We start from the raw sequence: 9,793 nt of genomic DNA, 5'->3' as shown, positions 1-9,793 counted from the left end.
GAATGAGTACGCTGCCAGCTGCATTCACACGCATTGATTCTCTGATACCGAGTGGCTCACCAAACGGGGTCCTACCAGGTAGTACTGCGCGAACGCGAGCAGATACTCCGCGTGATCGAGATTATTGTTCTGGTGTCGCTCACGATGGCGGCTCATGTTCAACCACTCCTCGGAGTCCTCCGCCAAAAGTAAGTCCCATGCCGCCGCACCGCCGACGCCTGCTCGTATATTGAGCTTCACCTTCGTCTTGCTCGGCACTGGGACTGGCATGAAATCCGTGAACTGAATCATTTTTCTCCTGTTTTATCGCTCGGTAACAGAAATCGAAAGTTTTCGAGACCCTACAGCCGCCGCGAACGGGTGGCACGCATGAGACTTATCCACACCCGTGGCAGCACATGTAACCTCTATTTTCAAATGTCGTGGAGGTAGCGCCTCAGCTACACAGACCCCGAACGGAAACTCTCATCGAAATCGGTTACGTAATCATTGCACCATGCGGCAAAATCGCCTTGTTCATTGCCTGATCTTTCAGCGATGTCAGAGGGGTGGTGCATAGTGCATCGAGAACTTCACCGAGCGCATATTCAGAACAGAGGACTTAGCATGCCCGCAACAACAGATGATCGGGTTGACCTTCTCGCAAAGCGCTGCGATAGCGATCTCGGCGACCCCGACCTGTGGTTCCGACCCGACGGTTATCCGCACAGTCTTGCCCTGTGCATCATCGACTCGATTGCATCCACCGGCGCGCACTACAACTCTGTCAAGAACGTCCTGCGTCACTACATCGAATATCGGCAGGCCCAAGGCGGCAATGCGGATACCGACAATGCGGGAGCTCTACTGGGCACCTTCACAGAACTTGGCGGTCCACAGCAATGGGCTGAGATGACGAACAATCGCAAACCAACCTCGACGAGCAAGGGTGCTCCGCTCAAGGCTGCGGCTATTCACGAGGCTGCTGTTCAGCTGCGTGAGCAGGGAATCAACAGTACCTATGACCTCTTCAACGCCGCCCCAAGCAAAATTGAGGAGGCAAAGAAGGCGTGGATCAGTGTGCCGGGACAGCGCTCCGGGATCACCTGGAACTACTTCTTGATGCTCGCGGGTATTGGGGGTGTGAAAGCTGACCGCATGGTCATCCGCTTTGTGGCGGATGCGATCGGATCTGCGCCCGAGAATGTCAGTCCCACTGATGCCGCGACCCTGGTGAAAGCGGTGGCCGAGAAGTCGGGCCGCAATGTCACACATCTTGATCATGCGATCTGGCGATTCGAATCCGGCCGACCCGTGAACCAGCAGCACTGAGCACAAGCGAGGGTTCGATCGAGAACTCCTCGAAGGACGGGAAAGTTGACCAGCGACACACGGTTCGAATAAGAAGTCTCAATCTGATGGCGGTTACGGCATTTGGCAGTGCGCTGCGCAGAATAGACCTGGAGTGGAGAACAGATGAGTGCCACGAAAAAGAATTCATCCGCTGAAGGGGTGGTGGAATTCATCAGTTTTCTCATCGTCCTGGCGATTGTCATCGGCGGGATCGTCGCCGCATGCTCCTGATCGTCATTCGTTGCACAAAATACCGACCTCCGCCGTTCCAAGGAGTACTGACATCAATGCATGGTCACCGCTATGAGTAACGGACGCAACGCCGACCCGGCCGCTGTCGCCGAAAAGAAGCGCCGCATCCACGATCCCCATGTAGCGCCGTTGAACGCGCTTGCGAATCGGATAGCCGACGCTGAAGGCCTTCCTCATGGATACGTGCCCTACGTAGATCCAGACCAGGGCGGAATCGATGCACGGGTCCTTGTCCTGCTCGATAATCCGTCCACGAAAGCCGAAGCCGGCACGGGATCTGGCCTACTCAGCCTCGACAACAACGACCGCACTGCACGTAACTGCCGCGAAGCGGGCTCACGTGCCGGCATCTCGTCCTCAGACGTCGTGCATTGGAATGTCGTCCCCTTCCCCGTTTCCGGCGTCAAGAACGGTGGTTCGACGCCCGCCGAACGCGCCCGCGGGACCCAATGGACTACCGAATTCGTGGGGTTGTGCCCAAACCTGGAGATCGTGCTGCTGCTGGGCGTCGCAGCCCGAGATGGATGGAACCGTGCAGGAATCGAACGGGACCTGTACATCATCCCGGGAAAGGTTCCACACTGCTCTGACCGGGGCTTGAACTCACCCGGAGGACGAGAGCGATTCGAAACCGCGGTCTCCGCGGTCGCCCACAGACTCGCCCCCAGAAACACGACACCGACAGGATGCATGCCCCGATGAATGACACACCGGCCGTAGAGAACTCCCTTTCCCCTGCCGTTGCCGATGGCAGTGGTCCAGGAACCGAACTCGCTATATCCGTTGAGCCCGAAGGCATTCTTGTCGCCGGAGACCCAGAGGTCGTTGCCGGGTATCTCGCACGAATGACCGATCTCGCCGGCGAAGCCCTGGACGTGTCCGGAGTCAGCAAGTCATCGATGGCCGGTGCTGCGGCCGCTGTGTTCGGCGTGCAGTCCGTTCTCGCCCAGGCCGGTCAGTTCGTGCGACTGTCCCCGGAAAGCGTTCAAGCCTTGAAAACTCACCGGGTCCTCCCTGGGGACAACGGTTTCTTCCGAATGACCGTTGTCGATCAGAGCGGGAAATTCCGGAATCAACTGCAATGGCAGAAGGTGCCTCTCGGTCCCACGCAGGCGCTGTCCCTGCAACTACTCGCCGTGCAGGTCGCACTCTCGGCCGCGATCGCGTCGGTGAACGAGTCGATCGCCCGCGTCGACGGCAAAGTCGAACAGCTACTCGTCCTTGCTCAAGCGACCCGCGTCGGAGACGTAGTCGGGCACTTCTCCACCCTCGAACGACTCGTGGCCACTCTCGACGACCACGACGCGCTTCCGACTGCGGACTGGGAATCGGTTGCCGCACTCCGTCCGGCCCTGAGCGTGACCATCGAACGCCTCCGCGAACACGTCAAGCGCACCCTCGCCGGGTTCGATCCCACGCGCCCGGTACAGGATCGGGCTGACTACCTACGCCGCGCAATCGAAGAAAATCGGCTCGGAGAATCCTTGCACCTGTTGGTGGTCAGCGAGCAGTCGCTGTATCTGTGGCAACGACTGCGGATCGCCCGCGTTCAGGCAACCGAACCGCAGCATCTGCAGACGGTGCTCGACGATTCGCGCGCCCTGCTGGCTGAGCATTTCGAACGCGACGGCCAACTCCTACTCCATGCTCGCTCGGAGCTGTCGAACTTTGCGCAGATGCGCCGACTCGATGGATTTCGTTGGGGCGCCGCCCACAACCTCACCCACGATATTGTCACGCTCAAAAGCGATCTCGACGATTTTGCGCAGGCACGCGGCAGTCAAGTCATGGGGTGGACCGAGCACGAGAGTCCTAGTGTTATCGACGCACTCGCAGAGGTGGGAAGTAGAGCTGTCGCCGCCGGCAGTGCGGCAGGAAGGGCGATCGGCTCCGGTGTGTCAGGGGTCGGTGCCGGATTCGGGCGATTGGGGCGTGGAATTGGGAATCTGGTCGGATCGCAGCAGCCGCAACCCGAGAAGATCGACCTACGTGCCACCAGCGATATCTCCACCGCCCAGCATGTCGCCGGAGCCCCGGGCGCCACGCACACACCTCCGCCGGAACAACCAGCTTCCAACGCAGTCGTCGATCCTGAAGTCACCTACGACGACGACATTCTGCAGCTCATGCTATTCGGGTATCTGCAGGTCGACCAGCAGCTGAGCTACCACGACATCGGGCGCGGGCTGAACTTCACCGCGACGGTCACACGGGACGGAGCGCTCGAGGTAAACGGAAAACGCTACGGTTCCCCGTCAGCGCCACTGACAGAACTCATGGGGCAACAGAGGCACGGCTGGAGAGACTGGCAGCTCGCCGACGGACGACAGCTTTCCCAACTGCGACGCGAGGGCCGCACCGAAATGGCCTGGTAAGCGCCACTGGCTTCCTCGGTGCGTCAGCGGGAACAATTCCACTTGCCACTCCGCGGCTACTGCCTTGTGCAAGGGTTGTCCGATGACTGACGGTGATCCGGTAACTAAGCGCGGAGGTCCGGCATCCTGGTGGAAGGTGACAGCGATTGTCACCGCAGTGCTTGTCACTCTCACATGCGGCGTCATCGTGTGGTCCTTCATGCCGCCGGTTGTGTACTTTCCGTTCTTTGCGCTCGCAGCCTCAGTACTGCTCGGTTTGGGCGGAGTGTGGTTGATACTCAGCCTGATTGGCTGGATGAAGTACAAAACTCTGCGTTTGAGCACGATCGCGCCGGTGATCGTGCTCGTCACCGGTGCGCTCGTGACCTTGTCCGTCCCTTCGCGTGCTGCGTTTGCATTGTCGAAACATTCGCTCGAAGCAGTGGCCGCGGATTGCCAGAAGTCGTTGGAAAACCGAACAATTGGCGTCTACCGGGTCCTGCAGGTCTGGCCCGTCGGCAACGGGTGCCGCTTCCACATCGAGGGCGGTCTGATCGATTCGATCGGATTGGCGTACTTACCCGACGGCGCACCATATCTCGGCAAGCCCCGCCGCGACGGCGAGATCGGATACCAGGAGTTCGACGGCGACTGGTACTCGTTCGTTCAAGTGTTTTAGCGGCGCGCAACTAGTCGACGAGCTTGGCCTTCAGAAGCGCGATCGTGTCCGGAGTGAGTCCGAGACCTTCGGTGAGATAACCGTCGACGGTTCCGTAATCGCTGGCTATCTGCGCGAGTCCAGCTTCCAGGTATGACGCATCGACACCGAGGGCTGGCTCGAGATTGGTCGCTACCTGCGGGCTCAGGGCCTGAGAGATCTGCGCAAGGATCTTCTCGTTGGTCGCCTGAAGGTAGGTGTTGCTCAACAGATAGTCGTCCATGATCGTCTGGGCGGGGACACCGGCGATGGACTGCAGCAACATCGCGGTCCAACCCGTGCGGTCCTTGCCTGAGGTGCAATGGAACAACTGCACCCCGTCACTCGCAGCGATGTCCGAGAGGACCTGCTTGAAGCCGGCACGGCGAACGGGATCGGTGACAAAACTGCGGTTGGTGTCGACCAAGAACTGCTTGGCCTCTTCCGGCGACTTGATAGTTGTGGCGAGCTGAGTGAGATCCTTGAACTCGATGGGGATGTTCGTGTACGTCACACCGTCCGGGAGCTTGTCCGCGCCACCGATGAACGGGTTGGAGATCTCGGTTGCGCCGCGCAGGTCATAGGCGTCGGCAAGTCCGAGGCCGGTGAGTGTCGTCTTGTCTGCGTCGGTGGTCGCGGTCAGCGCATTGGACCGGTAGATGACGCCGCGCTTGAGGTGTGAGCCGTCGACGGTGGCGTATCCCCTACCGTCGTTGCCGGCAACGTCGCGAAAGTTGGCCACGGAGGCCAAATTCGGTGTCGGCGCGAGGACAGGATCGAGCGAGCCGAGATCGACCGCTCCAAGCGAGCCTGTGTTGAGAGAGCCCAGGTCGAGCGGGATTGCCGTGGCGGGAGCAGCAAACATCAGACCACCTGTAACAACCAGTGCGGCGGCCTTCGCAGTGCGAGCGAACAACATTCGTGTGCGTGTGGACATGTGGCAGTGCCTTTCTCTGTAGTTTGGGATTTGTGGTGTGGTGATCTGGAGTTACGGAGCGACGTCACCGATGCCGGTAAATCCGTATCGCTGGTGAGGTCCGATGACTGCTACCTCGAACAGGCCTGTCCCGGTGCGGGTTACGCCGTCCTCGACGAGGGTGAACCGAGCCAAGTTGTCGACCGGGCACAGCATCTTCTTCCACGGTTCGATGTCCGAAACCTTCTCTCGCAGGCCCTGAACCACCAGTTCTCCCTGCCACATCCCGTGGCGCCAATCCTGCGCGAGTCCGTAGCCCGTACCGACACCGATGTAGTTGGGCAGAATCGGTTCGCAGGTTATCTCCAGGATGTGGTCGGATTCGCCTGGTGCACCGGGGCGCCGGAAGTACAGAGTTCCGCTCTTCACCTCGCGAGTACCGGAAATGAACGTGAGCTGGTGGTCCGGTCGACCCAACCACTCCGGCTCGCGCGAGCGGTCCGCCCAGACGCGAGTCGCATCTTCGAGGATTCGGCGTCCATGCTGATCTTCTTGGACGATCGTGACGATGGTGAAGTCGCCGAATTGCATGATCGAGTAAATCCAGAAGAAGTTCTGACTGCCGGCTATCGCCGGATCTGCCTTGCGTCCAGGCGGTTCCGCTTCGCCGACCGGTCGCACACCCCAGGACCGATCGCGATTACCCCGCCACGTCTCCGGGGTGACCGGGATGACGTCGCCGTCGACGGTCAAGGATCCGGACCATGTTCCGGTCTGCACGAATCGTTGCGTGTCGAAGGTGACTCGTTCGAGCTGGCGATGGAAATGTCTGGCCTCGAGATTGGCGGGGCCGTCGGACTCGAAGGTGAGGTCGAAGCTCAGGTCCGGCGCTTCGGGACTCGGGTCCAACACCACACGTAGGCGGTGCAGGCCCTCGATGATCTCGATCCTCAACGGGCCTACTGACAGGTCCATACGATCGTCGCCCAAGGCGCGAGATGCCCGGAAGACTATGTGGTCATCGCCGCGCCGAAGAACCGCAAAGCCGTCGCATACACCAAGATTGGGGTACTGACCGAGACCGATGATGAGAAACAGTGGCTCGGTGTCGCCGTCGACGCCGGCATGGCAGTTGAAGTAGTAGCGGTCGTAGAAGTTTCGATCCGAGGAGCCCACGTGGCGGATGGTCTCGGCGATCTGATGTACCGGGTAGTCGTCGAGCGGGGACAGTGTCATCGTGCATCTCCTGTTGTGAGCGGGGATGTTGCGAGCGACTCCCAATAGGTGCCGTCGAGCATGGCTTCGAGTGTCTTGTGGTGCAGGATCATCTCGTCCGGGTTGTCGGGGAATTCGGCCTGACCGAAAGCCACTGCGCGGCTTTGGACTCGGAACATGATCACCGCGTGCCGCAGCGCGGCGTAAAGGATGTAGAAATCTAGATCCGCAACCTGGTGGCCGGAAAGCGAGCCGTAGGCATCTGCCACGTCCTCGCGACGAAGGAAGTCCGGCATTCCGGGGAGTCCGGCCATGGCAGCGAGATCCTCGAAGAACCTGTGCTGGAAGATCATCCAGCCGAGGTCCAGCTCACGCGGCCCCAGTGTGGCCATCTCCCAATCGAGGACCGCCGCCGGCTCGAAGTCGCGGTAGATGACATTTCCGATCCGCGAGTCACCCCAGCAGAGCACTGCGGAACCGGCATCGACGGGAAAGTTCGCTTCGATCCAGTCGAAACCGCGCTCGATCAAAGGAGATCCTGGTCCGTCGGCTGTTGCCCACTCGTAATAGCGTCGCTGGTCCTCAAGGTGCGCGCGAAGTGCTTCTGCCCCAGTCGGTTCGGCACCCTCGCGGCACAACTCGGGGAGTGCGAGGTGCGGATCGGCCATGGCGTGTAGCTCGGCGAGCACCCGGACCGATGACTGCTGGAGTCGAGAACAGTCGTCGGCCGAAGCTTCCGAGAGCCAGGATCCGAACGTGTACGGCATGACATCGGGCGGGATTTCGCCCTCGCGCCGTTCCATCACGAAGAACTCGCCGCCGAGCGCGTCCGGGTTGCTCTCGGACCAGTACACCCGCGGGATCGGCACCGACGTGTGAGCGGCGACGGCGCTCATGACCCGAAACTGCTGGTCCAGGTTGTAAGACGGAAAGATCGGTACCGCACTGTCCCGCGGGGCGATACGGGCGACCAGGCGATGCTCGCCTCGAATCCCGTCCTCGATCCACGTCGCATCGAAAAGCACAGTCTCGTTGGACATGCCGTTCGCGGCCGGCACCTCGACCGAAGTCACGGAAGGTTTCGAGCCTCGCCACAGCACGGTCGCGAGCCAGCCTTCGAGGCTGCGCCGCATCTCCGCCGGGTCGTTGCGGGATTCGCCGGGCCTGGCAAATTCGGCGTAGTCGGGATCTTCGCCGGAGTTTTCGGTTTCGGTTCGAAGGTTCATCACCACTCCTCGTGGTTCGGTGGCGCCGATGCACACGTGCCGATTGTCGATACAATATGTAACGACTAAAGCCGTGACAGAATGTAACGGCCATCACAGCGATACCGCAAGGGATTTGCCCAAAATGTCCAAAGATTCCGAAACTCAGCACCGCCTGGGCCCGCAGCGAAACCCTGCAATCGACGACGCAGTACTGGACGCGACCAGGCAACTGTTGGAAGAAAAGGGGTACGCGGGCACGTCCATCGACGCCATAGCCACGCGTGCGGGAGTAGGACGTCCAGCCATCTACCGTCGGTGGCCGTCGAAGGCACACATCGTCAACGACGCGATCTATCCCGTACTCGACGTCGAACAGGGCGCGGACATCGACACCGAACTCGGCACCGAGGGCACGATCACGGATCAGATCCGCGCGCTGGTGCACGGCGCGGTTGCTCTGTTCGCAGCTCCCGCCACGCGAGCCGCTGCTCCCGGATTGATGAGCGAAGTGCGAACAAACGCGGAATTACGCGACGTTCTCGTGGTGCGGCAACTGGCCGGAGTCCGCGTCGAGCTGAACCGTCGACTCGAGGCGGCGAGAGAGCGCGGCGACATCCGAAGCGGCGTCGACGCCGACGCTCTTCTCGACATCATGGCTGGCGCGGCCATCTTTGCGATGTCGGTTCGCGACGTCTCGGACCCGGGACCGTTTGCCGATTCTCTTGCCGACATAGTGCTGAACGGCATACTTCCCAGCACCTAACCTGCTGTCGCCGTGCAGGTTTGGTCTATCCAGTCGAGGAACTGCCCATGTCCACCGGCCAGCCCGTGAGGTGTGCCGTCAAGAGAAACAACAAACTTCCCACGGCGCACCTCGGGTGATGCCGTCAACTTGGCATCGACTTCGGGCAAAACCCCGAGACCTTCGTTCGCTATCCAGCGACATGGCAAAGCGTGAACAGCTTCTGCGAATTCATCTCTGGCAGTCGGGATCAGATAGTTGAGTACCGCACTGTGAAAGACCACGATCGTTGTTTCCCGTGGCGCACGTTCGACGAGATCGGCAACAGCCGACGTGAGATCTCCGCGAACCAGATGAGGCGGATCCACACGAGCGAGTGCCGCTGCGTCGCGCAATCGCCGCCGGCGGTGGTCCTGTTCCGGCCACACAAGACTCTCCAACCATCTCATGTCGTCGGTGTCGCCTACATCGAGTGGGTTCAGGTCGATGCCCGCCCGGTACACCACGTCTGGGACTCTCTCCGGAATCGGCGGACTGCCAGTCGTCGCACACTCCAGCAGAACGGTGGACGGACCATCGACTGGATGCAGATACTTTGTGCCGTCGTAGAGAAAGCTGTAGCGGTCAGGGTAAAGGCACAGGCCCGCCGAAGCACCGACTTCGATGAGGGAGAGCGGGCCCTTCAACAACCCGAGGACGGGAAGCAACACGGCAGAGCGGCCAGCTTCATTCGTCTGTGTAGTCCTGGTCTGCGCGAGTTGTTCCACCTCGGACCAGTTGTCGCTCAGCCACCGGCGAAACAACGCATACGGCGCGACCGGGGCACCGAGGTGACGGCACGCCCCGAATATCAGGTTGGGTTGCCTGCGGGGTTCTGGAAGCCGATCTATCAGAGCGAGGACTGCTGGATCCTCCGATACGCCGGTGCCCCATTCCTCGTAGATCGCGGAGTTCCCTCGAGCCTCCACTTCCGCGAATGATCGGTACCAACGCGAAGTGTCCACCGTCGATGTTTACCGGATGGCGCGTGGTGCTGAAAGGTTTTCGATCAGGCCGTCGCGTAACTCGCAGACGTCC

The 9,793-nt window shown here is 60.7% G+C and carries 10 protein-coding genes; 5 read left to right on the top strand and 5 right to left on the bottom strand.

The window, feature by feature from the left end; translation table 11 throughout:
• Positions 1 to 24: 24 nt before the first annotated feature.
• Positions 25 to 291 (bottom strand): hypothetical protein, encoded by a 267-nt coding sequence (locus AC1Q61_RS20280; protein WP_492651042.1) that lies wholly within the window; start codon positions 289 to 291, stop codon positions 25 to 27.
• A 315-nt stretch (positions 292 to 606) separates the two neighbouring features.
• Between AC1Q61_RS20280 and AC1Q61_RS20275 the strand changes: the two genes are divergently transcribed.
• The 4 genes from AC1Q61_RS20275 to AC1Q61_RS20260 all read left to right on the top strand — a co-directional run bounded on the left by AC1Q61_RS20275 (position 607) and on the right by AC1Q61_RS20260 (position 4,617).
• A complete protein-coding gene (locus AC1Q61_RS20275) occupies positions 607 to 1,311 on the top strand; it encodes a DUF8548 family protein (RefSeq protein ID WP_042920659.1) in 705 nt (234 codons plus the stop codon).
• 324 nt (positions 1,312 to 1,635) lie between these two features.
• Entirely contained in the window at positions 1,636 to 2,286 is a 651-nt protein-coding gene (locus AC1Q61_RS20270; protein ID WP_050656389.1) for a uracil-DNA glycosylase, read from the top strand.
• On the top strand, positions 2,283 to 3,959 hold the full coding sequence (locus AC1Q61_RS20265; protein WP_187781779.1) for a restriction system modified-DNA reader domain-containing protein: 1,677 nt from the start codon (positions 2,283 to 2,285) through the stop codon (positions 3,957 to 3,959). The genes AC1Q61_RS20270 and AC1Q61_RS20265 overlap by 4 nt, the downstream gene beginning before the upstream one ends.
• A gap of 82 nt (positions 3,960 to 4,041) precedes the next feature.
• Positions 4,042 to 4,617 (top strand): hypothetical protein, encoded by a 576-nt coding sequence (locus AC1Q61_RS20260; RefSeq protein WP_042920663.1) that lies wholly within the window; start codon positions 4,042 to 4,044, stop codon positions 4,615 to 4,617.
• A 10-nt stretch (positions 4,618 to 4,627) separates the two neighbouring features.
• Here AC1Q61_RS20260 and AC1Q61_RS20255 read toward each other — a convergent pair whose 3' ends face one another.
• Genes AC1Q61_RS20255 through AC1Q61_RS20245 form a run of 3 tightly spaced genes read right to left on the bottom strand, consistent with a single transcriptional unit; the run spans position 4,628 to position 7,992 of the window.
• Positions 4,628 to 5,572 carry a tyrosine-protein phosphatase gene (locus tag AC1Q61_RS20255; RefSeq protein WP_051649506.1) on the bottom strand — a complete coding sequence of 315 codons (945 nt, stop codon included), beginning with the start codon at positions 5,570 to 5,572 and terminating at the stop codon, positions 4,628 to 4,630.
• Between the two features lie 51 nt (positions 5,573 to 5,623).
• Positions 5,624 to 6,787 (bottom strand): Rv3169 family protein, encoded by a 1,164-nt coding sequence (locus AC1Q61_RS20250; protein ID WP_215515556.1) that lies wholly within the window; start codon positions 6,785 to 6,787, stop codon positions 5,624 to 5,626.
• Complete coding sequence (locus tag AC1Q61_RS20245; protein ID WP_215515555.1) at positions 6,784 to 7,992, bottom strand: phosphotransferase family protein; 1,209 nt, start codon at positions 7,990 to 7,992, stop codon at positions 6,784 to 6,786. The genes AC1Q61_RS20250 and AC1Q61_RS20245 overlap by 4 nt, the downstream gene beginning before the upstream one ends.
• Before the next feature lie 124 nt (positions 7,993 to 8,116).
• Between AC1Q61_RS20245 and AC1Q61_RS20240 the strand changes: the two genes are divergently transcribed.
• Entirely contained in the window at positions 8,117 to 8,737 is a 621-nt protein-coding gene (locus tag AC1Q61_RS20240) for a TetR/AcrR family transcriptional regulator (protein WP_042920665.1), read from the top strand.
• On the opposite strand, the gene AC1Q61_RS20235 is transcribed toward AC1Q61_RS20240, so the two are convergent.
• Positions 8,734 to 9,720, bottom strand: coding sequence for a DUF2332 domain-containing protein (locus tag AC1Q61_RS20235; protein ID WP_165638684.1), 987 nt, complete (start codon positions 9,718 to 9,720; stop codon positions 8,734 to 8,736). The genes AC1Q61_RS20240 and AC1Q61_RS20235 overlap by 4 nt on opposite strands.
• Between the last annotated feature and the right edge of the window lie 73 nt (positions 9,721 to 9,793).

This window comes from Rhodococcus sp. MPR-R1B, assembly GCF_058793255.1.
This window is presented reverse-complemented; position numbering and strand designations above follow the sequence as displayed.